At 43.0% G+C, this 23,451-nt stretch carries 23 protein-coding genes and 1 other RNA gene; 19 read left to right on the top strand and 5 right to left on the bottom strand.

What is annotated here, in order from left to right; genetic code table 11:
• Position 1: 1 nt before the first annotated feature.
• From pstB to fba, 3 genes are all read left to right on the top strand, one after another.
• On the top strand, positions 2-775 hold the full coding sequence (gene pstB, locus LFYK43_RS07945; RefSeq protein WP_305775328.1) for a phosphate ABC transporter ATP-binding protein PstB: 774 nt from the start codon (positions 2-4) through the stop codon (positions 773-775).
• A 14-nt stretch (positions 776-789) separates the two neighbouring features.
• Positions 790-1,455, top strand: a complete 666-nt coding sequence (phoU, locus tag LFYK43_RS07940) for a phosphate signaling complex protein PhoU (RefSeq protein WP_124977165.1) — start codon at positions 790-792, stop codon at positions 1,453-1,455.
• Positions 1,456-1,620: 165 nt separating this feature from the next.
• Entirely contained in the window at positions 1,621-2,484 is an 864-nt protein-coding gene (gene fba, locus LFYK43_RS07935) for a class II fructose-1,6-bisphosphate aldolase (RefSeq protein WP_124977163.1), read from the top strand.
• Positions 2,485-2,789: 305 nt separating this feature from the next.
• Here the strand turns inward: fba and LFYK43_RS07930 are convergent, their stop codons facing one another.
• Both LFYK43_RS07930 and LFYK43_RS07925 read right to left on the bottom strand, forming a co-directional pair.
• Entirely contained in the window at positions 2,790-4,574 is a 1,785-nt protein-coding gene (locus LFYK43_RS07930; RefSeq protein WP_124977161.1) for an adenine deaminase, read from the bottom strand.
• Between the two features lie 47 nt (positions 4,575-4,621).
• Complete coding sequence (locus LFYK43_RS07925; protein ID WP_124977159.1) at positions 4,622-5,968, bottom strand: NCS2 family permease; 1,347 nt, start codon at positions 5,966-5,968, stop codon at positions 4,622-4,624.
• A 169-nt stretch (positions 5,969-6,137) separates the two neighbouring features.
• On the opposite strand from LFYK43_RS07925, the gene add reads away from it, so the two are divergent.
• Positions 6,138-7,154 carry an adenosine deaminase gene (gene add, locus LFYK43_RS07920; RefSeq protein ID WP_124977157.1) on the top strand — a complete coding sequence of 339 codons (1,017 nt, stop codon included), beginning with the start codon at positions 6,138-6,140 and terminating at the stop codon, positions 7,152-7,154.
• Positions 7,155-7,285: 131 nt separating this feature from the next.
• Here the strand turns inward: add and LFYK43_RS07915 are convergent, their stop codons facing one another.
• A complete protein-coding gene (locus LFYK43_RS07915; RefSeq protein WP_124977155.1) occupies positions 7,286-7,789 on the bottom strand; it encodes a DUF1836 domain-containing protein in 504 nt (167 codons plus the stop codon).
• Between the two features lie 137 nt (positions 7,790-7,926).
• Here LFYK43_RS07915 and trhA point away from each other — a divergent pair, with 137 nt between their 5' ends.
• The 11 genes from trhA to LFYK43_RS07860 all read left to right on the top strand — a co-directional run bounded on the left by trhA (position 7,927) and on the right by LFYK43_RS07860 (position 17,767).
• On the top strand, positions 7,927-8,556 hold the full coding sequence (gene trhA, locus LFYK43_RS07910; RefSeq protein ID WP_124977153.1) for a PAQR family membrane homeostasis protein TrhA: 630 nt from the start codon (positions 7,927-7,929) through the stop codon (positions 8,554-8,556).
• A 106-nt stretch (positions 8,557-8,662) separates the two neighbouring features.
• Positions 8,663-9,001 (top strand): ArsR/SmtB family transcription factor, encoded by a 339-nt coding sequence (locus tag LFYK43_RS07905; RefSeq protein WP_124977146.1) that lies wholly within the window; start codon positions 8,663-8,665, stop codon positions 8,999-9,001.
• Positions 9,002-9,120: 119 nt separating this feature from the next.
• On the top strand, positions 9,121-9,810 hold the full coding sequence (locus tag LFYK43_RS07900; protein ID WP_174713982.1) for a ribonuclease H family protein: 690 nt from the start codon (positions 9,121-9,123) through the stop codon (positions 9,808-9,810).
• A gap of 11 nt (positions 9,811-9,821) precedes the next feature.
• The gene (locus LFYK43_RS07895; RefSeq protein WP_124977143.1) at positions 9,822-10,517 is read left to right on the top strand and encodes an NAD(P)H-dependent oxidoreductase; all 696 of its coding nucleotides are present in this window, start codon (positions 9,822-9,824) and stop codon (positions 10,515-10,517) included.
• Entirely contained in the window at positions 10,514-10,693 is a 180-nt protein-coding gene (locus tag LFYK43_RS07890; RefSeq protein ID WP_124977141.1) for a hypothetical protein, read from the top strand. Before LFYK43_RS07895 ends, LFYK43_RS07890 begins: the two co-directional genes overlap by 4 nt.
• A gap of 50 nt (positions 10,694-10,743) precedes the next feature.
• Positions 10,744-11,114, top strand: a transfer-messenger RNA (tmRNA) gene (gene ssrA / locus LFYK43_RS07885).
• A gap of 177 nt (positions 11,115-11,291) precedes the next feature.
• Positions 11,292-13,505: an LTA synthase family protein gene (locus LFYK43_RS07880; RefSeq protein WP_124977139.1), complete on the top strand. Its 2,214-nt coding sequence runs from the start codon at positions 11,292-11,294 to the stop codon at positions 13,503-13,505.
• A 122-nt stretch (positions 13,506-13,627) separates the two neighbouring features.
• Positions 13,628-14,974 carry a glucose-6-phosphate isomerase gene (locus LFYK43_RS07875; RefSeq protein ID WP_124977137.1) on the top strand — a complete coding sequence of 449 codons (1,347 nt, stop codon included), beginning with the start codon at positions 13,628-13,630 and terminating at the stop codon, positions 14,972-14,974.
• 186 nt (positions 14,975-15,160) lie between these two features.
• Complete coding sequence (gene cbpB, locus LFYK43_RS07870; RefSeq protein ID WP_124977135.1) at positions 15,161-15,646, top strand: cyclic-di-AMP-binding protein CbpB; 486 nt, start codon at positions 15,161-15,163, stop codon at positions 15,644-15,646.
• Positions 15,647-15,851: 205 nt separating this feature from the next.
• Entirely contained in the window at positions 15,852-16,559 is a 708-nt protein-coding gene (gene dapD / locus LFYK43_RS07865) for a 2,3,4,5-tetrahydropyridine-2,6-dicarboxylate N-acetyltransferase (RefSeq protein WP_124977133.1), read from the top strand.
• A gap of 50 nt (positions 16,560-16,609) precedes the next feature.
• Positions 16,610-17,767: an N-acetyldiaminopimelate deacetylase gene (locus tag LFYK43_RS07860; protein WP_124977131.1), complete on the top strand. Its 1,158-nt coding sequence runs from the start codon at positions 16,610-16,612 to the stop codon at positions 17,765-17,767.
• 151 nt (positions 17,768-17,918) lie between these two features.
• Here LFYK43_RS07860 and LFYK43_RS07855 read toward each other — a convergent pair whose 3' ends face one another.
• The gene (locus tag LFYK43_RS07855) at positions 17,919-18,791 is read right to left on the bottom strand and encodes a mechanosensitive ion channel family protein (RefSeq protein ID WP_229717998.1); all 873 of its coding nucleotides are present in this window, start codon (positions 18,789-18,791) and stop codon (positions 17,919-17,921) included.
• A 314-nt stretch (positions 18,792-19,105) separates the two neighbouring features.
• On the opposite strand from LFYK43_RS07855, the gene LFYK43_RS07850 reads away from it, so the two are divergent.
• Entirely contained in the window at positions 19,106-19,531 is a 426-nt protein-coding gene (locus LFYK43_RS07850; protein WP_124977127.1) for a DUF948 domain-containing protein, read from the top strand.
• 2 nt (positions 19,532-19,533) lie between these two features.
• Positions 19,534-19,929, top strand: coding sequence for a hypothetical protein (locus LFYK43_RS07845; RefSeq protein WP_124977125.1), 396 nt, complete (start codon positions 19,534-19,536; stop codon positions 19,927-19,929).
• 114 nt (positions 19,930-20,043) lie between these two features.
• Here LFYK43_RS07845 and LFYK43_RS07840 read toward each other — a convergent pair whose 3' ends face one another.
• Positions 20,044-21,144, bottom strand: coding sequence for a M24 family metallopeptidase (locus LFYK43_RS07840; RefSeq protein ID WP_124977123.1), 1,101 nt, complete (start codon positions 21,142-21,144; stop codon positions 20,044-20,046).
• 210 nt (positions 21,145-21,354) lie between these two features.
• On the opposite strand from LFYK43_RS07840, the gene ccpA reads away from it, so the two are divergent.
• The gene (gene ccpA, locus LFYK43_RS07835; RefSeq protein WP_124977121.1) at positions 21,355-22,365 is read left to right on the top strand and encodes a catabolite control protein A; all 1,011 of its coding nucleotides are present in this window, start codon (positions 21,355-21,357) and stop codon (positions 22,363-22,365) included.
• Positions 22,366-22,512: 147 nt separating this feature from the next.
• Positions 22,513-23,232: a YebC/PmpR family DNA-binding transcriptional regulator gene (locus LFYK43_RS07830; protein WP_124977119.1), complete on the top strand. Its 720-nt coding sequence runs from the start codon at positions 22,513-22,515 to the stop codon at positions 23,230-23,232.
• The last annotated feature ends 219 nt before the right edge of the window (positions 23,233-23,451 follow it).

The following is a 23,451-nucleotide window of genomic DNA, read 5'->3' as shown; positions in this document are numbered from 1 at the left end:
TATGCAGGAGGTTGAAGAAGTGAGCGAATATATTTCCACGCAAAACTTGCATTTGTATTATGGTGAAAACGAAGCTCTAAAGGGGATCGACCTTTCTTTTCCAGACAATGGGATCCACGCTTTGATCGGTCCTTCCGGCTGTGGAAAGTCTACCTATCTTCGTTGCCTCAATCGGATGAACGATCTGATACCAAGTGTTAAAATTACTGGGAAGGTAGCAATTGGCGGGGATGACATCTATGGACCGAAAACCGACACGGTAGAGTTGCGGAAACAAGTCGGCATGGTTTTTCAACAACCAAATCCGTTTCCATTCTCTATTTATGATAACGTCGCGTATGGTTTAAAGTTAGGTAAGAAAAGAGATAAACAGTACCTTGATGAGCGGATCGAAACGAGTTTGAAGCAGGCTGCGGTCTGGAATGAGGTCAAAGATGACTTGGACAAAAGCGCGCTTTCCCTTTCGGGCGGGCAGCAGCAAAGGGTCTGTATCGCACGGGTATTAGCTGTGCAGCCTTCGGTGATCTTGCTGGATGAACCGACCAGTGCTTTGGATCCTGTTTCCAGTAATCTGATCGAAGAGATGCTTTTGACACTGCGGGAAAATTATTCTTGTGTGATGGTCACCCATAACTTGCAGCAGGCTTCACGGATCTCGGATTCAACGTCTTTTTTCCTCGATGGTAGTCTGGTTGAGACTGGCCGAACAAAGGATATCTTTGTGGAACCGCAAAAACAGCAGACTGATGATTATCTCAGCGGCCGCTTCGGCTAGAAAGGGTGAAACAAATGAGTAGATTGCTTGATACTCAAATCAAAGAACTAAAATTGAATTTCGTTAAGATGGGGTTAAATACCGCTACTGCTTTGAAAAATGCAGTCACTGCTTGGGAGAACGAGGATCAAGAACTTGGTCAAAAAGTAGTGGATGGCGACGAAGACATCAATGAGCAGGAAACACATCTTGAGGGGAAGTCCGCGCAGATCATTGCCTTGCAGCAACCCGTTGCTGGCGACCTGCGCAAGATCGTGGCGATCCTCAAAGCTAGTTCCGATGTTGAACGGCTGGCGGATCACACTGTGCATATTGCCAGAAAAGCAGTCCGCAGTCAGAATAGTCCGCGGAAAACCAAATTAGACCGGCTCGTGCTAAAAATGGCAGACAATGATTTGAAAATGCTGCAGGATGTTTTGCAAGCATATGGCGACTTAGATGACCATGCTGCAATTGCAGTTTCTGAAAAAGATCATTTGACTGACCAATATCTCCAAGAGTTAAACCAGTTGATTTTAGAGGAGATCAAGGCGGATCATGAGTTCGTGATCGAAGGCTTCGATTACATGAAATTGGGCAATCATTTGGAACGAATTGGTGATTACGTGACTAATATTGCCGAATGGATCGTCTATACAACACGCGGACGGATCACAGAATTAGGACGTAGTGACTACTAGCCTGCCAACTAGTTTTTGCAAAAATAGCTGTAGTTTACATTTATTTGTGTAAATAACGTGAAAAAAGTACAAAATAAGTTCGCTTTTGAAGAAAAGTGTGGTAAAATTGTTTTGTGCTCAAGATGAGTAATTATAGATGTAAACTAAACTAGGAGGCTATATTTTATGTCATTCGTTAATGGTAATAAAATCTTTGCAGATGCTCGTAAGGGTCATTACGCTGTAGGTGCTTTCAACACTAATAACCTTGAATGGACTCGTGCAATTTTGAAAGGTGCTCAAGAAAAGAACGTTCCTGTTCTGATCCAATCATCAATGGGCGCTGCTAAATACATGGGCGACTATCAATTGGTTAGAAACATGGTTGAACAAGTTATGCGTTCAATGAACATCACAGTTCCTGTTATCATGCATTTAGACCATGGTAACTACGAGGCTGCTAAAGAAGCCATTGCCGCTGGTTACACTTCAGTTATGTTTGATGGCCATGATCTTCCCTTCGAAGAAAACTATGCCAAGACAAAAGAAATCGTTGAATTAGCTCACTCCAAGAACATCTCTGTTGAAGCAGAAGTTGGTTCAATCGGTGGTGAAGAAGACGGTATCATCGGCGCGGGTGAATTAGCCGACGTTGAAGAAGCTAAGAAGATCGCTGATTTGGGCGTTGATTATCTTGCTTGCGGTATCGGCAATATCCATGGCCAATATCCGGCTAACTGGCAAGGTTTGAACTTCGACCGTTTGCAAGAATTAGCTGACGTTATCAAGACACCGCTTGTTTTGCATGGTGGTTCCGGCATCCCTCAAGATCAAGTTGTTAAAGCTATCAAGATGGGTGTTGCTAAGCTCAACATCAACACTGAATGCCAGTTGGCCTTTGCTGCTGCTACTCGTAAGTACATCGAAGCAGGCAAGGATCAAGAAGGTAAGGGCTTTGACCCACGTAAACTTCTTGCACCTGGTACAGATGCAATCACAGATACAGTTAAAGAAATTATCGACTGGATGGGTACACCAGCCATCGGCTAATTTCAATCAAAATGAAAAACACACTTTACCTTTCGGGGTAAGGTGTGTTTTTTGGTTCTTGGTCCAATGGCAATGATAATCGCAGTCCTTAAATCTTGCAGATGCTGGTTTAGTTTGAGCTTAATACTCACAAACAACGGAGTAGACCGCAGTTGTTAGCACGATCAGATAAAAAGCGGCTTTTTCAGCAGGGTCCAACTAACAGCCGTTTTATTAGAAAAAGGATAGTTAAAAAGGCAGCTGCATGATTGCTTCCCTTAGGTGGGTGCAGATCGTGCAGTTGCCTTTGTTGATCAGAGAAGGGCTTATTTTGATTCAGAGATTGAAAGTACTGGTTCGAAATAGGCCAAATTTGGGTAGTCGACATTTCCCCCGTCAGTCAAGGCTAAATCGGGGATCGATGTAATTGGTAAGAATGAAAGATAGAACAGTGGGTCAGGCAAAGTACTGCCGAGTTTTTGAGCTGCCTGCTTCAATTCGACCTCTTTTGCAGCCAATTCTTCAGGAGTTAGATCGGTATTTATGCCTGCGAGCGGTAATTCTAACAACGCTAAGATCTCTCCGTCAGCAATGACAACTTGGCCGCCACCGCATTTGATCAGGGTATTTGCGGCAAGTGCCATATCTTCCCGGTTGACTCCTGCAACGACAAGGTTGTTGTCATCTGGTGCCATGGTCGTTGCAATCGCACCGCGTTGAAATGACCAGCCTGAGATAAAGCCGTGTGCGTGGTTTTGGTTGATCCCATATCGTTCGATCACTGAAGCTAAAGCAACCTTTTGCTCGATATCGGGTTCGATCACACCTTCTTGAACTGGAAGGTCAACATCGAGCCGCTTTCTGACAAATGGGCCTACACTTTTGATGGTTTCAACTGTGGCAGTCCCATTTTTGATTTTGGCTGGGGTTGCGAAATCTTCAGCGGTTAAGGGTTGATGGTCAACTGTATTTAAGAGTTTTTCCGACCGGGTAGGAGGGAGAAATTCCATTACAACTTGATTCTTGGCAGTCACTAAACGGCCTTTACTGATCACTGTTTCAACGTTGAAAGTTCCTGGGTGATCAACTAGAAGAATGTCGGCCTGTTTGCCCGGGGCGATGGATCCAACCTGATCGTTAATGTGATATGCCTCAGCGCCATTGATGGTTGCCATCTGAATTGCGGTCATTGGGGCAACACCGGCTTGGATCGCTAAACGAACCATGTGATCAAGGTGTCCGTGTTCCAGCACATCATGGGCGTTAACATCATCTGTACAAAAACTAGTATGACGTGCAACACCCGCTGTATTTTCCGTGATCGCGCGAATATTTTCTGCTAGAAATTGTGTGACAGAAGATTCACGGATCACAACGTGCAAACCTTTGCGGGCTTTTTCAAGAAATTCTTCATGGCTGTAGCTTTCATGGTCAACCTGGACTCCTGACATTAGGAACTGATTTAAGTCGCGGCCAGTCGCCATGGGGGAGCAGCCGAAGATCGGTTTGTGGTTTTTTTGTGCTGCAAGCAAGGCTTGTAAAGTATCTGGATCTTTGGTTTGAATGGATTCACGCACAGTTTCCCAAACACCGTAACATTGAGCAAGAGCCTGATATTTTTCATGGTCCTGACCATTTACATTGTATGCAATGGTTGATGAGGGGATAGTATACGGTGTTTTGTAAGGAAGTCCCCAAAAGACTTTAAACGGCAGCTGTTCAAGCTCGGCAAAGATCTCTGACAGGCCATCGAGGCCAACGACTGAAATATATTCATCCAGCCCAGAAATAATACTGGTTGTCCCGTGCGGTAGAACGGCTTGGGAGAAACGGGTCAGGCTGAGTTTGCTGCACTCAACGTGAATGTGACCATCGATCAGACCGGGCACTAAATATTTGCCGCTGGCATCGACATGCTCAGTCTTTTCACCGACATAAGCCGAGACGTCAGGATCTACAGCCACGATCATTCCGTGATAAATTGCGACATTTGCTGCATAGTATTCAGACGTGTCGACGTTAACGAGCGTTCCATTTTCAATGACAGTGTCAGCTGGAATTTTGGCAGCCCCGGCATCGATCAGACCGGCTAATTCTTGAATTGTTTGCAAATTAATAACAACCTTTCTTAAACTGATTTTTTAAAGAGCTGCTGTGTTTAATGTAAGATGTTCAGGATATACAACAGCAGGATAAAGACGAAGAGCAAGATCCACATGATGTAGTTGACTTCTTTTCTTCTTCCGGCCGCGGTCATCAAGATCGGATAGGTCAGGAAACCGAAGGCGATCCCGTATGAAATGTTGTAGGTCAAAGGCATGCCAATAATGGTGATAAAGGCAGGAAAGGCGAGTTCGAATTGGTCCCAGTGTATTTCACGCATCGATGAAGCCATGAGAACACCAACTACGATCAGAGCAGGAGCCGTAACTTGGTCGGTGACGACCGTTAACAGAGGCGAAAAAAGCAGACTGACAAAGAAGAAAAAGCCGGTCGTAACTGCTGTTAAACCTGTTTTGCCTCCGACTGCGATCCCAGCTGAAGATTCGACGTAAGCAGATGTAGGTGTCATCCCCATTACCGAACCGGCTAGCATCGAAAGAGAATCAGCCATCAATGCCTTGCCGATCCGGGGCATTTTGTTGTCTTTCATAATGCCTGCTTGTTGGGCTAAGCCAATTAGGGTACCAGCTGTATCAAAGAAGGCGACTAGTAAGAAGATCAAAACTACTGCCCACATTTGCAGGTCGCTTAAGGCTGCTAGATTAGCGACTCCGACGCCAAAGGTTGGTTTCATACTTGGAGCTAAGGAAATTAAGTGAGTTGGCATTTTGATCAGGCCAGTTGCCAGCCCCAGGACGGCAGTCGCGAAGATCCCAATAAAAATTGAACCAGGAACTTTTTTAGCCATCAGAATGGCGATGATAAAAATTCCCGCAATTGTCAGCCAGGTCGTTGGAACTGTAAATGAACCGATCGCGACCAAGGAAGATTTATCAGCTACGATCAACCCGCCGCCTTGCAGACCAACAAAGGCAATAAAAATCCCGATACCAGCTGCCATCGCATATTTTAGATCTTGGGGAATGGCATCGATAACAACCTCGCGGATCTTAAAAAATGAGAGGATCGTGAATAAAACAGAAGCGACGAAAACACCAGCCATCGCCTTTTGCCAGGGGATACCCATTCCCAAGACAACTGAAAAAGTAAAAAATGCATTATCGCCTAAACCTGCCGCAATCGAAATGGGGTAATTTGCGAGGACTCCCATTAAAACACAACCAAGGATCGCCGAGATCGCTGTTGCAGTAAAGACTGCACCTTTGTTCATGCCGGCAGCGCCTAGAATGCTGGGGTTAACGAAAAGTATGTATGCCATCGAGACAAAAGTTGTCAGGCCAGCCAAGATTTCGCGCTTGACTGTCGAACCCTGTTCTGAGATATGGAAAGTCCGCTCTACCAGACCAGGTGTTTTTGTAGTTGCTTTTTCTAAATCATCCACTGCTTATCCAGCTCCTTTTGTTTGCTTGTTTTAGTACATTATGGATTATTACATACAATATTTGATAAATCAACAAAATTATTCGTGTTTAATCATTGACTTAAATCATAAACATGGTAGAATTTTGGGTATAGAAGAGTGAACAATAAGCAAACCAGGAGGGATCAGCTTGTCTACAGAAGTTACTAAAGAATTTACCGCTAATTTACCTAAAGCCGAACTACACTTACATATCGAGGGCACTTTAGAGCCGGAATTGAAGTTAAAGTTAGCCCAACGGAATCATATTGATATCGGCCAGTCCACGATCGAGGAAGTTCAAAAAACATACGATTATGATGACTTAGCTTCTTTTTTGGCGGTATATTATCCAGCCATGAATGTGTTGCAGAAAGAAGAAGATTTTTATGAACTCGCTTTTGCATATTTAAAACGAGCAGCGGCCAATAATGTGCGTCACGTTGAAATATTTTTTGATCCTCAAGCACATACAAGTCGCGGGATCGCATTTGAAACAGTGATCAATGGCTTATATCGGGCTGTAGTAGACGCGCGGGCACTGAATGTTGATGCCGCCTTGATCATGTGCTTTTTACGTGATTTTTCGAAGGAATCCGCGAGAAAAACGCTGCTTGAGGCATTACCATATAAAGATAAATTTATCGGGATCGGTCTTGACTCAGATGAACACAACAATCCACCGCTGAAGTTTGCACGCCAGTACGAAGACGCGGCGGCTGAGGGTTTGCATCTGACAGCCCACTGCGATATCGATCAAAAAGATTCGATCGAACATATTCGGCAGGCTTTAGAGATCATGGGAGTTGAGCGGCTCGATCACGGGACTAATATCGTTGAAGATCCTGATTTGGTGCAATTTGCAGCCAAAAATCAAATTGGCTTAACTTCTTGTCCGTTATCAAATGGCTTTGTTTCTCCTGAGATGAAGGGTAAAGAAATTTTGGAGCTTTTAGCCCAAGACGTGAAAGTTTCGCTCCACTCTGACGATCCGGCATACTTTGGCGGTTATATTGGGGATAATTACTACCAGTTAGCCGACCAGTTTGCTTTAACGAAAGAACAGGTCGTTCAATTAGCCAAGAATTCCTTTGAAACCTCTTGGATTAGCCAAGAAAAGAAGGATATCTATTTGAAAGAATTGGCAGATTACGTTGCGGCTAATTAGTCTGTCCAAACAAGAGATGAAATGCAGTATGATCTAGGTAATTTTAAAACAGCAATAAAAAGTCCAACAACTCCTTGTCAACTACAAGGCTTGGTTGTTGGACTTTTGTGATATTTGACTGAGAAACAAGGTTATTTATCCTCTAAGGCGGCAGACATTTCCGCTTTGATCGCACGTTGCCCCAGCATTTGGTAAATGGCAGCCCGGATCGTGTAACCTTCAATCTGATGCAGCACTGGTGCTTTGGATTCGTTGCGGCTTACAGCTGTGTTATTTTGATTAATGACCAGGTTGAGTTCCTGGTTGAAAAGTATGGCAAAATTGTCGTAATCATTCTGGGGTTTAGCCTGTTCAAAAACTAATTGGACCACTTGTTTCACTAGTTCCAAAGAGTAAACTGATTTGAAGAGAGAGATGATCATTAATTCAGCCAAGTGCTGCCGCTGATATTTCTTTTTTTCCGGCCGCTGCAACAACCCTTTTTTGACATAACTGTTCACCATTGACGGTGTCAGCGGATTCGGCAAAAATCCCTTTAAATAGCGATTGACGAGGTTGATCAACTGATCCATGTAGAGGTCAATATCAGGAAAGTCGTTCCAGTAGGGTAAGGATAAATTAGTTTTGGATTCCATTGCATGTTCTCCTTGCTGATGATGTTCACTTGCTGCTTAATGATATCTTAACACATTATAACTAGATTTAAAGTCTAGATGTTGTTGTAAAACTATCTATTTGTGCTATACTGGGCTTTGAATAAGGAGCTGATGTAATGCATAAAAAGAGTTTAATTTTAAATGAAGTTTGGAGCGCGATCACGCACGGTGTAGGGATCGCCCTCAGTATCTTGGCTTTGGTCCTTTTGACGCTCAAAGGCACGGCCGCTTCTCAGGGGATAACTTTGACCGCATATTTAGTTTATGGGATCTCTTTATTGGGTCTGTACTTATGCTCGACTTTATTTCATTGCTTTTACTTTACAAAAGCACGCCGAGTCTTTCAAATCTTTGACCACTGTGGGATTTATCTCCTAATTGCAGGAACATATACTCCTTATTGCCTCTTAGTGATCGGTGGTAAGTTCGGCTGGGTGATCTTGACCTTGATTTGGCTGACTACCATTTTTGGGATACTTTATCACCTGCTGGCACCTGCAAGGAAGCAGAATGTAGAAACGTTAATTTATGTGCTCATGGGTTGGACTTGTCTGCTGGGGATCAAGCAGCTCTTCGCTGGTTTAGGCATGAGTGGAATGCTGCTGCTGTTTGTCGGTGGTTTGGCTTTTACCTTTGGGGCCTTATTGTATAGTATTAAAGGCTTAAAATATACGCATGTTTATTGGCACTTAGCAGTCATGCTTGGCAGCTTGTTAATGTTCCTTTCCATATATTTATATATTTGACTATATAAAGTCAAATATACGGGTAATGTAAACGCTTGCTTATGCTTTCCATTCATGCTATTCTATATATAGAGTATGGATCTTCCAGGAAAGGGGAGTGTAAAGTATGCAAGCTGTTCGTTTATCGTCCGCACAAAGTTCGGCAATTGAAAACTTTGTTGATGATTTTGAAGTAGTAAATGCATTAGCTGACAGGAATCGACAGAAGATCATCGTTTTACTGTGCCATAATTTGAACGACGGGCTGACTGTAACAGACATCACTGAACAGATGTCGATCACCCAACCCGCGGTTTCCCACCATCTCAAAATTTTGCGTGAAGCAGGTTTAGTTTCTTTTCGGAAGAATGGATTACAAAGTCTATATTATCTAACTCTCTCAGAGCCCTTAACTCAGTTGGAACGGGTGATCCACGATCTACGGATCGAAGTGGGAGATAAGTAAATTTTCAATATTGAACCGTTCGCCGAGGCAATGTCTTGCGGACGGTTTTTCTTTGCTAAAAATGAAAGATAGTTTAAAATAAATTGGTTAAAGTAATAGCCGAAGTGGAGATGGAAATTATTGCTGCGAAATACTATGCCGTTTTAAAAGGAAGAAAGAAAGGAATGTTTTCCAGTTGGGCTGAGTGTGAAAAGCAAGTTAAGGGTTATCCTGGAGCAAAATTTAAAAGTTTTACAAATAAAGCCGAAGCTGATGATTGGCTGGCAAATGCTGGTCAAGAAAAGCTAAGTCACACACAGTCAAAGCGAAAAAAAGTTCCCCTAACAAAAACAGCTGGGATTCAATTTTGGACTGACGGCGGTTCTCGCAATCATGGGAATAAAAAAGGCCAGCATGTTAAAAAAAATGATCCAGCAGCTTGGGCCTTTTGTGTGGTCAAAGATGGAAAAAAATACACTGCTAGCGGCGGTGAGTATGGCAGTACCAACAACCGAATGGAGGTCATGGCGTTAGTCAAGGCCTTAAAATTTTTGGGCCGACAAGGATGGCAGGATGAAGAGATCTTGGCGATCCTAGATTCTAAATATGTTTTGGACGCGATCACGAAAAATTGGCTGACTGGCTGGAAAAAAAGAGGCTGGGTCACTGCCGGCGGCAAACCGGTTGCTAACCAGGAGTTGTGGCAGGAAATGACCAATTTGCTGCCATACTTCAGCAAGCTGGATTTCCAGTGGACTAAGGGGCATGCGCGCAATGCCGGTAATATTTTGGTCGATAAATTACTGAATGAAACAATGGATCAGATGTGAGGAGAAATGAAGTGAAGACACTAGTTTTAGTTGCTCATCCAGAAGTCAAAGATTCAGGAACACAACAATTTTTAAAAGAGGCAGTTAAATCAACACAAAATGTTTCCAGGCGTGAATTGGTCCTTGATCAGACTGGAACCTTTCATGCGAACCAGGAAATGCAAGACGTCTTAGCTTGTGACCGGATCATTTTTCAGTTTCCCTTGTACTGGTATAGTGCGCCAGCTCTGTTGCATCAGTGGCTAGCCGACTGTCTGGTGACTCCGTACCGTGAAAAGCTGCGGGGCAAAGAACTAGGCTTAGTCGTAACTACGGGACGTCCTGCAGCAGAATTTGCCGCTGGTAAAGCGCAGCATTTCTCCTTAAGTGAAATACTGCGGCCATTTTCTGCTTTAGCCCTGAACTTAGGTTTAAAGGAATTACCTGCTTTTATAGTGGCTCAATTCGCTTATCAGACTGAAGAACAACACCAACAGCTGCTGATCGATTACTGTCAGTACCTTGAATTGCCTGCTGATTTTTCTTTTCGACAGCAAGAAGAGTGGTCAGTGGAGCGGCTGAAAAAATTGAGTCGGCTTGAGAATGATCCGGCTGCTCAACAACTCTTGCTTCAGCTGGCTGACCTGATCGATGAACGCAGTGAGCGCTTGGCAGAGTTAAAAGAAGAAATACAAATGATCAAAGATGTGGAGGAGGGAGATCAATGAATGAAGAAAGCCGCTGGCTACTTGAACAGTGTGAACAGCTGGCCTTGCATGCTCCAGACTATGAGCAGCGGGCTTTTTTTCAGCAGCTAAGAAAATTGATCGTTAAGCAAGACCAGCGTCTGCAACAAGCGCAGGGCGAACTCGATGGGCGGGTCTGGAACCCAGGCAGCTGGTAGTTTGGGATTTTGTTTTTTGGCTTGATCCATGCTATAATGACATTGTATCTGGGGATGTTTTGGATTCGACAGGTATAGGTCGAGCTTAGATTGCGTTTGGTAGGTTGCGTCTACCATAAAACGCTCAGTTAAAATATAACTGCAAAAAATAACAATAACTCTTACGCTTTAGCTGCCTAGTCAGCTTTAACGTAGATCCGGCCGGTATCGCCTATGTACCGATCTTCCGGGTCTTATAATCAGTAGGCTACGGTTTTTGTTTCCGCCTGGAATAAAAGCAAGAGATCATCAGGCTGGCTGTTAGTGCTTTGCCCTGACATGCGGCGTGACTGACGGTGAGATTTAAATAGCATGAATATGAACGTAGATATCTAAGCGGCGATATGCTTGGACGCGGGTTCGATCCCCGCCATCTCCATTATCGCAAGAGCCTCGAAGCTTGCTTCGGGGCTCTTTTTTTAGGACACAATAGTACTAGCAGGTGCGAGCTAAATGACCAATTAAGCTTTATTTAATAAAATTGTTTCCAAATTGACGCGCGCTTTAAAAATGTATAGACTAAATAAGTATTAGAGTCTGGGAAAGGATTTCGGCTGATTTGAATTTACAAAAAATAAAGAATTTTATTAACACGCGGATCGGTTTTTTGGCCTTATTGGTTGGTTTTTTTTGGATCAAGACGGTTCTGGTCTATCTGATCGATTTTAACTTAGGAGTCAAGGGACTGTATCAGTATCTGCTCTTGCTGGTCAATCCGTTAGCGACAACTGTTTTGCTCATCAGTTTAGGGCTGTTTGTCAAACGGACCTTGCCTTCTTATATCATGATGTTCTTGATTTTCGTTGCGAACACCGCTTTACTTTTCTTTAACGTGATCTACTACCGAGAGTTTACCGATTTTATGACGATCAACGTCATGTTCGGCTACTCCAAAGTCTCACAGGGGCTGAGCGGCAGTTCTTTTGCCTTGCTTAAACCACAAGACATCATAATGGTGGCCGATATCGTGCTGATTTTGCTCGGGTTGGCAACTCGTTTTATTCGCCTCGACCCGCGGCCCCTTAAAAAGAGAACTGCTGCTGCAGTTACGTCCCTGTCGCTTTTTTTATTGATGTTCAATCTTGTTTTAGGCGAGATCGATCGGCCGCAGCTTTTGACACGGACTTTTGATCGTAATTACTTAGTTAAATACTTGGGGATCGATACTTTTACAGTCTACGACGGGTTAAAGACTGCCAAAAACAACCAGGCGCGCAGCAGGGCGGGCGGAGTTGACCTGAATAATATTCTCAACTTTACTTCGGAGCATTATGCTAAACCTGACCCGCAAATGTTTGGCGTCGCTAAAAATAAAAATGTGATCATTATCCATTTAGAAAGTTTTCAGCAGTTTTTGATCAACTATAAGTTAGACGGCAAAGAAGTGACACCTTTTTTGAACAGTCTTTACAATAGTAAGGACATGTACAGCTTTGCCAACTTCTTCAATCAGGTTGGTCAGGGGAAGACCTCTGATGCAGAAAATATGCTGGAAACAAGTACTTATGGATTACCGCAAGGCTCACTCTTTTCTGCGTTGGGATCAGAAAACACCTTTCAAGGTGCTCCTGCGATTTTAAACCAGGAAGCTGGCTATTCTTCCGCAGTTTTTCATGGAAACAATGGGTCTTTTTGGAATCGAAATTCAGTTTATCCAAACTTAGGCTATCAAAATTTCTTCGATGCGAGCTACTTTAATCAAGATGCCAACAATCTAAGTGAATACGGACTGAAAGACAAACTGCTTTTTCATGACTCAGTCAAATATTTAGAACATTTGCAACAGCCTTTTTATGCCAAGTTCATTACGGTTTCCAATCATTTTCCATATAACTTAGATAAGAAGAATACTGATTTTCAACCGGCCAGTACGGGGGATAAGTCGATCGACAACTATTTTGTGACCGCACATTACCTCGATCAAGCTGTGAAGGAGTTTTTCGATTATCTAAAAAAATCTGGTCTCTACGATAATTCTGTCATCATGTTGTATGGTGATCATTATGGGATCTCAGATACTCGTAACTTAAAGTTAGCCAAATTATTAGGCAAGTCCTCTTCGACTTGGAGTGATTATGATAATACACAGCTGCAACGGGTGCCGTTTATGCTGCATATTCCAGGAAAAACTGATGGCGGAGTCCAGAAGCAATATGGCGGTGAGATCGACGTTTTGCCGACTTTATTGCACTTGTTAGGCATTAACAGTCAAAAATATCTCCAATTTGGGACGGACTTGTTCTCGCCAGATCATGATCAGACGGTGGCTTTCCGCAATGATAATTACATTACACCTAAATATACGGTGACCGGCAATACGATTTATGAAAATGGATCCGGCAATGTAATTACCCATCCGAGTGCAGCAGTCAAAAAAGAACTGGACCAAAGCGGACAAAAGGTGACGCGAGAACTGAGCCTGTCAGATGCTTTGAACAATAAAAACTTGCTGCGCTTCTATGTGCCAAATGGATTTACTCCCGTTGATCCTAAGAATTATGATTATCAAAATGACTATTATCAGCTGCTGCAAACTGAAAAGAAACTCAAGCAGCGTTCCACCAGTATCTGGTCGCAAAATGGCAAACACTCTACGATCGAAGATTATGATTCGGATGCGCCCGAACTTGATGATACAGATCAGAATGAAGCAAACGTCTCTAGCGCTGATAAGAAAATTAAAACTAACTTGGATAAACAAGCCAAGGAGGGTAAGACCTCAAGCAGCACCAGTTCATCGGCGGTAAAAAGCGGAGTTAAGACCAAAAAATAGGTTGGATCGTTTTTGTAAGTAAATACAAGCAAAAATCTTAATTTGTCAGTTTTTTTGCTGTTAAATCCCTGCGAATGTTGTATAATAAACAAGTAATCAATATAAAGTAAGGAGAGTTTAACATGGCTCATATTTCATTTGATAGTTCTAATTTAGAAAAATTTGTTCACGCTAATGAATTAGGTGAAATGCAGGCATTAGTCAAGGCTGCTGACAGTGAATTACGTGAAGGAACAGGGGTCGGCAACGACTTTACCGGTTTCTTGAATTTACCGGCTGACTTTGATAAGGCAGAATTTGAGCGTATCAAGCAAGCAGCACAAAAGATCCAGTCAGATTCTGAAGTTTTGGTTGTGATCGGGATCGGCGGCTCATACTTGGGTGCTCGTGCTGCCATTGAATTCTTGCACAATTCGTTTTTCAACATGCTTGCTCCTGAACAGCGCAATGCTCCGCAGATTTTCTTTGCTGGCAACTCGATCTCAGGTTCATATTTGCAACAATTAGTTGAATTTATCGGCGACCGTGATTTTTCTGTGAATGTGATTTCTAAATCTGGAACAACGACCGAGCCTTCGATTGCTTTCCGGGTCTTTAAGGAAAAATTAGTTAAGAAATACGGCACACAAGGTGCTAATGAAAGAATATATGCAACAACAGACCGTGCACGCGGTGCTTTGAAGACTGAAGCAGATGCTGCTGGTTATGAAACTTTCGTGATCCCTGATAATGTCGGTGGCCGTTTCTCCGTCTTGACACCAGTTGGTTTATTGCCGATTGCTGTTTCCGGCGCTGATATCGATAAGTTGATGGAAGGAGCTGCCGCTGCACGCTCTGACTATTCTGATGCCGATCTTGAGAAAAATGAAGCATATCAGTATGCAGCTTTGCGTAACATTTTATACCGCAAGGGCTACACCACTGAGATCCTTGAAAACTATGAACCATCATTGCAGTATTTCTCTGAATGGTGGAAACAACTGATGGGCGAATCAGAGGGTAAGGATGAAAAAGGAATTTATCCTTCTTCTGCTAACTTCTCAACTGATTTGCACTCTTTGGGACAATATATCCAAGAAGGCCGTCGCAATCTGATGGAAACTGTCATTAAAGTTGCTGACCCACAAGGTGATACAACGATCCCAGCAGACGAAGAAAACTTGGACGGTCTGGAATACTTGAGCAACAAGTCGATGAACTTTGTCAACGGCAAGGCAATGCAGGGTGTTGTCTTGGCCCATACCGATGGCAATGTTCCTAATATGATCGTTAATATTCCTGATCAGACTGAGTTTACCTTAGGCTACTTGATCTACTTCTTCGAAATCGCTGTTGCGATCTCTGGTTATCTGAATGGAATCAACCCATTCAACCAGCCAGGTGTTGAAGCCTACAAGAAGAACATGTTCGCTTTGTTGGGCCGTCCCGGCTACGAAGAATTGACTAAAGAATTAAACGCTCGCTTGTAATAGGCGTGCTAATTAAACTTCGGTTTTGCAGTTGTGCGGACCGGAGTTTTTTTGTGCGGTTACGCAGGTCTAAACAACTGACCTAGTTTTGAAGAAATAGCAAAGAGCTGGTATTTTTGGTTGTAATTTCCTCCAATGTGCATAAAATTATAAGTGGCAGATAAATTCTGCAAGGAGGTAATTTGGATGATAGCGAAAGCTGTTGAACATCTGATGGAAGAGCGTAAAGATCAGTTTATGATCCCCGCTGAATTAGTTGCAAATGTTTTAGAAGATAACAATCTTGAACATGCTTTTATGGTTTTGACTAAGATCCGTTACGCTAAGATCCCGGTCTTGGATAGCAAACAACACTTTCGGGGGTTGTTGTCATTATCGATGATCACTGAAACAATGCTGGGCTTAAATGGGATCGATCCTAGCAAGCTGAATCGTGTTAAGGTCAAAGACATTATGGAAACAAACGTGCCGACTGTTCAGCCCCCTTTTGAATTAGAGGATATTCTACATGTCCTAGTTGATGACAACTTTGTTGTTGTGACTGATGAAAATGGAATTTTTACTGGGATCATTACACGGCGTGAATTGCTTAAAAGTGTCAATCATATGGCACATGAGATCGGCAATGAATATGAGATCATACCGGCAGAAAAAGAAGGATCCCAAGCATAGTTTAAATACAAAAAGATTAATGATTGTCCTGACTGGAGAATGGCGGTATATTATTTGACAGATACTCGTCAGTGCTCACGGGAAAAATTACGGGCAGATATCCCTTGAAGGGTATTTGTCTTTTTTAGTAGTTTCGACTTCCTGGAAGACTCAAGCTGATAGATCTGGACCGCAAGGCTCACAAAAAATTACTGGAGGAATTTAAATGACACAATTAGATGCCAAAGAAATTATTGCAACAATTGCTAACGCAAAGAAAAAAACTCCTGTCAAAGTATATATTAAAGGTGATTTACAGGATCTAAGCTTTCCAAGTGGAATTGAAGCGTACACTGGTGCAAAAGCCGGGGTTTTGTTTGGTGATTGGACTGTCATCGAACAATTTTTAAAGCAGACTCCAGCAATTACAGACCAGCACGTGGAGATAGATGGCCGTAATACAGGTGTCCCCCTAGCCGATGTTCGCAGTTATAATGCACGGATCGAGCCTGGCGCTGTTATTCGTGACCAAGTCGAGATCGGTGATCAGGCTGTGGTAATGATGGGAGCAGTCATTAACATTGGGGCCGAGATCGGTGCTGGTTCAATGATCGACATGGGTGCTATTTTAGGCGGTCGTGCTTTGGTCGGTAAGAACTGTCATATTGGTGCCGGCACGGTCTTAGCCGGTGTCGTAGAACCGGCATCTGCCAAACCAGTCACGATCGAAGACGACGTTCTGATTGGTGCCAACGCGGTAGTGCTTGAAGGTGTGACAGTCGGAAAGGGCGCTGTTGTTGGTGCCGGTTCAGTAGTAACCAAAGATGTGGAGCCTGGCACTGTTGTGATGGGAACTCCGGCGCGCAAGGTTAAGGATGTCAGTGAAGTCAAAGGTTCTAAGATCGAGCTTGTTGATGATTTGCGCAAACTATAAGCTCATTTAACATCACTAATGTATTTGACGTGAAAGAAGAGGGGAAATGGATGGCTTTAGCGAAGACTGAATTGCAAGATATTTATCAGCAACTGCATCAAATTCCCGAGATCGGGATGGAAGAATATGAGACCCAAGCAAAATTGTTGGAGATCATTCAACATCTGCCGCAAGATCATCTTGAAATTAAAACTTGGAAGACTGGGATCTTAGTCCATTTAACTGGGGCAAATCCAACTTATACGATCGGTTATCGGACAGATATTGACGGCTTGCCTGTCGCAGAAAAAACAGGCTTAGTTTTTTCTTCCCAGCATCCTGGCAGAATGCACGCCTGCGGACATGATATTCATATGAGTGTTGCGCTAGGTGTCTTGAGTCGTCTGGCTGAAAGCCGGCCGCCAGTCTCTGTGACATTTATTTTTCAACCTGCAGAGGAAAATGCCAGCGGCGGCAAACAGCTTTTTGAGAGCGGCGTTCTGGGTAAGTGGCAACCTGATGAGATCTATGCTTTACATGTTGATCCAACTTTGCCGGCTGGGACGATCGGCTGCCGGGAAGGGACTTTATTTGCCGGGACCTGTGAGATCCACGCCAAGTTTAGGGGTAAGAGCGGGCATGCTGCTTTTCCTCACGATGCTAACGATATGGTAGTCTGCGGGGCTAATTTTGTGTCTTCGATCCAGACGATCGTTAGCCGACGGATTGACCCAATTAAGTCTGGAGTAGTTACCCTAGGTCATTTTAATGCTGGTACTACTGGCAATGTGATCGCCGGTGAATGTCAGATCGACGGGACTATCCGTGCGCTGACCCAAGATGTCAATTTAAAGATCCAAAATGAGGTGCGTAGGATCGCTGAAGGAACTGCGGCGACGTTTAACTGTGACCTGGAGCTCGACTTGCATCAAGGAGGGTATTTGCCGGTTGTGAACGATCCTCGCACTACCCCGGAATTTATTGACTTTGTTAAGAATTCTGATTATGACTATCAAGAAATGCCGCCAGCAATGACGGGTGAAGATTTTGGTTTCATGCTCTCTAAAATTCCTGGCACGATGTGCTGGTTGGGTGTGGATTCACCTTATTCGCTGCATTCAGATCGGATGGTACCCGATACCTCAGCAATTATGGCTGGAGTAGGCGTTTTTGCAGCATATTTGCAGGAGAAGGCACGCCAGGTCAGTCATTCAGGCAAGCAGGACTGAAAAAATGCTTCCGCCTTGGTGTGAGTTAATGACAGAACGTTAGAAACTAAAAAGCCGGCCAGAAAATTTCTGGTCGGTTTTTTTGAAAAAAAGTGAAATTGCTAAACTCCTGTACTGAAAAACTTTGAATCTAATTAAGTTGTTACTGCTATTACTTGCTATTAGATAAGTTGACTGGTGAGGTCGGGATCTTGAAGCCTGCGTTAGTCAGTGCTGCCAGATAGGCAGAAAGAAAATCCCTTTGAATCGATGCTTGAGCACCGTTTTTAGTATAAATAGTCACTCTTAATACTAAGTTGCCATCTCCAGTATCGACGGTCCCCAAGACTTGAGGCGATTGGGTAATTTCGTCATATTCTGGGACCAGCTTTTCGTTGACTTCAGAAATAATACGTTCCATCTCTTGGATATCTTTGTTTGGATCGATCCGAATGTCGATCAAGGCACGCATATCATTCCGGGAAAAATTGCTGACGACAGTGATACTGCGGTTGGGAATAAAATGTAAAGCACCATCATCGCCAAGGATTTGGGTCGTTCTCAACCCGATCGCATGGATCGTGCCCCTGACTTCGCCCAGTTTGACATACTCGCCCACTGAAAATTGTTCTTCTAGTAAGATGAAAAAGCCAGTCACAATGTCGGTGACGAAGCCTTGAGCACCTAAGCCTAGGGCTACACTCATGATCCCGGCACCGGTGATCAAGGTACCGACCGGAACTCCTAAGATTGAAAGAATCGCATAGAGGTAAAAGAAAAGCACCGCATAATGGAAAATATTTAATGAAAGAGTATAGATAGTTGCCTTACGATTTTCAGAAAAGCGGCTGGCTTTATTTTCCTTTTTGCTGTTAAAAGTTCGTTTGATCAGTTTTTTGCCGATCAGGTAGACAAGCAAAAAAAGGATAGATACCAGCAGCAGCGAGCCGATCGTTTGCAGGATCGAACTGATCGTCCCATCCCAATCAAAATTATTAAAGTAATGTTTGACCACGTCGAGGCTAAAAAAATTACTTTTAGACACCGCAAGAGACAAATAATGGTCAGCAGTTGTCAAATGGTCCACTTCCTTATTTAAGTTCTGTACTGTAATGATAACAAAAAAAACGCTGGTTTTTAAATACTTCGCCAAATTCTTTTCAAATTGTAGCCGTGTGGGTTTTGGAGGCAAGAAAAGATTTTGTTTGAAGTTTTATTCTCGTAATGATATTCTTGAAACAATAAGAATTATAAAAGAAAGTAACGGCAACTTAAGCAGTTTTATGCGGCACAGCTTGTTTTGATCAATGACTGGAGCCAAAAACCGTTGCTCATCTTGTAATTTAGGAGGAAATCAACATGGAGATAACTTTTGGACAAATTGCGGGCTTTGTCGCCGCTGTAGCCTTTTTAATTCTGGTGATCTATCTCTGCTTAGTTTTGATTAAGTTAGTTACGACCTTAAAGGAGGTCAACCAGACCGTTAATACTTTAACCAATGATGCACATTCCACTTTGGATCAAGTCAATGATCTCTTGGAAAAAGTCAATGATTTGCTGGCTGACGTGAATGGTAAAGTTAAAACGATCGATCCTTTGTTCACAGCGATCGCTGATTTGAGCGAAAGTGTTTCAGATTTAAACCATGCTGGAAAAGGAGCGGCTCAAAAAGTTGCTAATTCCACGCGCATGGTAGGCAATGTTTCCAAGTTGTCTTCACTTGCTGCTTTAGGTAAAAAGATCTTCAGCAAGAAGAAGGGGAAAAGTTCAAAGGAGGAAATTTAATTATGAATAAAAATTTCCTGCTCGGATTTAGCATCGGTTTTTCTGCTGTAGCCGCCGGTTACCTATATTGGAAAAGGCTGAGTGCTGAGCAACGCGATCAATTAGCAGTTAAAATCGATGATAAACTTGCTAACGGGCGCGATAAGGCCGCAGCCTTGGAAGAAAAAGCTGCAGCAGTTGCTGGTCCTAAAGCAGAGACAGCACTTTCAACTTTGAAAGACTCGACCAGTAAGCTGAAACAGCAGCTTACTTCTGCCCGTGATAATTTAACGGATGAGCCTGAAAAAATGCAAGATGACATTGTGATCGATCATCGTTCTGCTTTCAGTAAAGTAATTAGTAATGTTCAGACCGATGATGAACGCCCAACTGAAAAATTCTACCCGCTTAGCAATTAAGAAGAAGGGTCTAACTGCCTAAAACTGCCGTACTCTAACGGCGGTTTTTTTATTTTGAAAATAAAAAAAGCTCCAATGGACGAACCATTGAAGCTTGATGTGATCAAGTTCTGATCAAAGTGGGAATGTTTGGAGCTGCTTGGTAGTGTGGGTGAAAGGTTCAGCCCCATTTTCTGTGATATGAACGCAATCTTCGATCCGGACACCAACGTCACCCGGAATATAGATCCCAGGTTCAATTGAGAAACACATACCAGGCTGTAAGACAAGATCATTACCTTCCATGATCGAAGGAAATTCATGTTCACTTTGGCCGATCCCATGTCCTAAGCGATGATTAAAGTATTCTCCATAGCCAGCTTTGGAAATAATATCCCGTGCGATCTTGTCAAGTTCTGCCGCAGTGATGCCAGGCTTGGCAGCAGCTTGCGCCGTCAGCTGAGCGTCAAGGCAGACATCATAAACTTCCTTGGCATGTTCATTTACACCACCGAAGGCCACGGTCCTAGTAGCATCTGAGATATAGCCATTGTAAACGACACCGAGGTCAAACAAGCAGAGTTCGTTTGGGAAAAGTTCAACTTTTCGCGGAGCACCATGAGCTTCAGCTGCGTTGGCACCGCTTTGGATCAAGGTATCAAAGCTCATATGCATGATCCCTTCGCGCTTCAGCTGGTATTCGATCTCCGCAACAATGTCTTGTTCGGTCTTGCCTTGAGCTAAAGCGTTAAAGCCGATTTCAAAGGCACGATCAGCCCATTTGCCGGCGATCTCAAGCTCTTTAATTTCTTCTGGAGTCTTAAATAGTTTCAGCTGCTCGATAAATGGAGTTAAATTTCCTGTGAATTCACTGTCTGCAAATTGTGCTTTGATCGCTGCATACTTCTCCACAGTCAAATTGTTCTTTTCGATGGCCCAATTTTTTGGTGTTCCTGCCAAGTCAGTGATGTGATCATGGATCAGGGCAAAGGGATCTTGATGATCTAAGTAACCGAAGACAGGGTATTTCCAACCAGTTTCTTTGACTGCTTCCACTTCAAGAGCGGGTGCAAAAATGAAGGGGTCCTTGTCTGGGAAAATAAATAAGGCAAGGATCCGTTCGATCGGGTCGCTGGAGAAACCAGTGAAGTATTGAATGTTCATGAAGTCACTGATATAGGCAACATCGTAATTGTTGTCAGCCAGCCACTTCTGAACTGAATTAATATGTGACATAGAATCGCTCCCTTGATAAGATTTACCTTCACATTATAACACAATGACTATTTTCATCTTGAAAAGGAGTTTGAAAATTTTATGAAAATACATTGCTATTTTCCCTTGAAACGCTTGCATTTGCTTAGAAAGTCTGCTATATTTGATGTTGTGACTTGAAAGTGAAATGAAAAGAATATTAATGAAGAAATTAGAAAGGGTAATTATTATATGGAATCTAGAGAAGAAAAAGCTGTTACGATTTCTACAGTTGCTAAAGAAGCCGGAGTTTCAATGGCAACCGTTTCCCGTGTAGTTAACGGCAATCCTAATGTTAAACCTGCAACTCGTAAGAAAGTTTTAGAAGTGATCGATCGTTTGGATTACCGTCCAAACGCTGTTGCGCAAGGGTTAGCTAGCAAGAAAACCACCACTGTTGGTGTGATCATCCCCGATGTTACCAATGTTTATTTTTCATCTTTGGCTCGTGGGATCGATGATGTTGCTACGATGTATAAATACAACATCATCTTGGCTAATTCTGACGGCAACCATCAAAAAGAGATCCAAGTACTCAATACTCTTTTAGCTAAGCAAGTTGACGGTATCATTTTCATGGGTCATAACTTGACCGATGAATTGCGTGCTCAGTTTAAACGTGCAAAAACACCGATCGTTTTGGCTGGTTCAGTTGACCAAAAGGGCGAAGTTGAAAGTGTCCATATTGATTACGTTAAAGCCGTTGCAAGTGCAGTGACGAATTTGATCAATCATGGCAACCAGCGGATCGCTTTTGTTTCTGGTCCTTTGTCAGACCCGATCAACGGTGAGTATCGTTTGAAGGGATATAAAGACGTTTTGGCTGAAAACGGGATCGAATTTGACCCGAACTTGGTCTTCGAAACTGATTATCGCTACCGCTCAGGTGAAGTTTTATGGCCAGCCTTAGCTTCAGCCCAAGCAACAGCAGCTTTTGTTGCTGATGATGAATTGGCTGCTGGTGTTTTGAACGGAGCCCGTGATGCAGGAGTCAAGATCCCAGAAGAATTTGAAGTTGTTACCAGCAATAATTCTAAACTGACAGAAATTGTGCGTCCGCAGCTCTCATCGATCACTCAGCCGCTGTATGATATCGGTGCGGTTTCCATGCGCTTCTTGACTAAGATGATGAATAAAGAAGAATCTACGCAAAAGACGATCGACCTGCCATACGGCTTTATTAAACGCGGTTCTAGCAAATAAACTTTAAATCAGCACTGGGCTTTGAATAGGCAGCTATTCTAGTTCAGTGTTTTTGTTCGCGGAAAAATTTGCGTTACCAACCATGATTTGGTACTATTTATTATGGCTAACCATGCTAAAAGAAACTTTCGGAAAGAGGTATATGAAATGTCAGGACATTCAAAATGGCATAACATTCAGGGCCGTAAAAACGCTCAGGATGCAAAACGTGGGAAAATTTTCCAGAAAATATCACGAGAACTTTATATGGCTGCAAAGAGTGGCGGTCCTGACCCAGACTCGAATCCACAATTGCGCCTAATGATGGATAAAGCTCGCAGCGCCAACATGCCTAAAGACAACATTAAACGTGCCCTTGATAAAGCATCTGGTGCAAATGGTGCCGACTACGAAGAAATCACTTATGAAGGCTATGGTCCTGCTGGCGTAGCGATCTTAGTCCACACTTTGACAGATAATCGTAACCGGACCGCTTCAGCTGTTCGTGCCGATTTTAATCATAACGGCGGCAGTCTGGGTGAAACCGGCTCAGTTAGTTTCATGTTCGATCGTAAGGGTTATATTGCTATCGTACGTGAAGACTTAGACGTCGATGAAGACCAGATGTTTGAAGATGTGATCGAAGCTGGGGCAGATGACTTGCAAACTTCAGATGAAGTTTTTGAGATTTATACAGATCCTAAGACTTTCCCAGAAGTACGTGATACTTTGCAAAAGAAATATGAACTTGCTAACGCTGAACTGACAATGGTTCCTAAGACAACAGTTGAAGTTCCAGAAGACAAGATCGAAAAAATTCAACGCCTGATCGATCATCTAGAAGATGAAGATGACGTTTCAGAGGTTTATACTTCCGCTGAATTCTAATTTAATTAGTATTTAAATGAGCTGCAGAAAATTTTCTGCGGCTTATTTTTTTGGGTGTACACTTTTTAGTGTTGATGAGTAAAATCATCAGCACTATTTTTTTCTCAAAATACTAAAAAAGGACATCATTGTCCCTCAAGTGCTAAGATTAAAGTGTCCAAAAATCAATCAAAGCGAGGTTTTAATGATGTCCCAAGACAATTCTATCCTAAATTTACT

Origin of the sequence: Ligilactobacillus salitolerans (assembly GCF_003864415.1) — a bacterium.
In the GTDB taxonomy this organism is placed as follows: Bacteria; Bacillota; Bacilli; order Lactobacillales; family Lactobacillaceae; genus Ligilactobacillus; species Ligilactobacillus salitolerans.
The sequence above is the reverse complement of the archived record's forward strand: the minus strand, read 5'-3'. Positions and strand labels throughout refer to the sequence as shown.

What these genes read in the sequence shown, in the direction of transcription:
- pstB (WP_305775328.1), top strand. Translation starts at nt 2, where the DNA reads ATGCAGGAGGTTGAAGAAGTGAGCGAATATATTTCCACGCAAAACTTG.
- phoU (WP_124977165.1), top strand. Translation starts at nt 790, where the DNA reads ATGAGTAGATTGCTTGATACTCAAATCAAAGAACTAAAATTGAATTTC.
- fba (WP_124977163.1), top strand. Translation starts at nt 1,621, where the DNA reads ATGTCATTCGTTAATGGTAATAAAATCTTTGCAGATGCTCGTAAGGGT.
- LFYK43_RS07915 (WP_124977155.1), bottom strand. Translation starts at nt 7,789, where the DNA reads ATGGAATCCAAAACTAATTTATCCTTACCCTACTGGAACGACTTTCCT.
- trhA (WP_124977153.1), top strand. Translation starts at nt 7,927, where the DNA reads ATGCATAAAAAGAGTTTAATTTTAAATGAAGTTTGGAGCGCGATCACG.
- LFYK43_RS07905 (WP_124977146.1), top strand. Translation starts at nt 8,663, where the DNA reads ATGCAAGCTGTTCGTTTATCGTCCGCACAAAGTTCGGCAATTGAAAAC.
- LFYK43_RS07890 (WP_124977141.1), top strand. Translation starts at nt 10,514, where the DNA reads ATGAATGAAGAAAGCCGCTGGCTACTTGAACAGTGTGAACAGCTGGCC.
- LFYK43_RS07875 (WP_124977137.1), top strand. Translation starts at nt 13,628, where the DNA reads ATGGCTCATATTTCATTTGATAGTTCTAATTTAGAAAAATTTGTTCAC.
- cbpB (WP_124977135.1), top strand. Translation starts at nt 15,161, where the DNA reads ATGATAGCGAAAGCTGTTGAACATCTGATGGAAGAGCGTAAAGATCAG.
- dapD (WP_124977133.1), top strand. Translation starts at nt 15,852, where the DNA reads ATGACACAATTAGATGCCAAAGAAATTATTGCAACAATTGCTAACGCA.
- LFYK43_RS07860 (WP_124977131.1), top strand. Translation starts at nt 16,610, where the DNA reads ATGGCTTTAGCGAAGACTGAATTGCAAGATATTTATCAGCAACTGCAT.
- LFYK43_RS07850 (WP_124977127.1), top strand. Translation starts at nt 19,106, where the DNA reads ATGGAGATAACTTTTGGACAAATTGCGGGCTTTGTCGCCGCTGTAGCC.
- LFYK43_RS07845 (WP_124977125.1), top strand. Translation starts at nt 19,534, where the DNA reads ATGAATAAAAATTTCCTGCTCGGATTTAGCATCGGTTTTTCTGCTGTA.
- LFYK43_RS07840 (WP_124977123.1), bottom strand. Translation starts at nt 21,144, where the DNA reads ATGTCACATATTAATTCAGTTCAGAAGTGGCTGGCTGACAACAATTAC.
- ccpA (WP_124977121.1), top strand. Translation starts at nt 21,355, where the DNA reads ATGGAATCTAGAGAAGAAAAAGCTGTTACGATTTCTACAGTTGCTAAA.
- LFYK43_RS07830 (WP_124977119.1), top strand. Translation starts at nt 22,513, where the DNA reads ATGTCAGGACATTCAAAATGGCATAACATTCAGGGCCGTAAAAACGCT.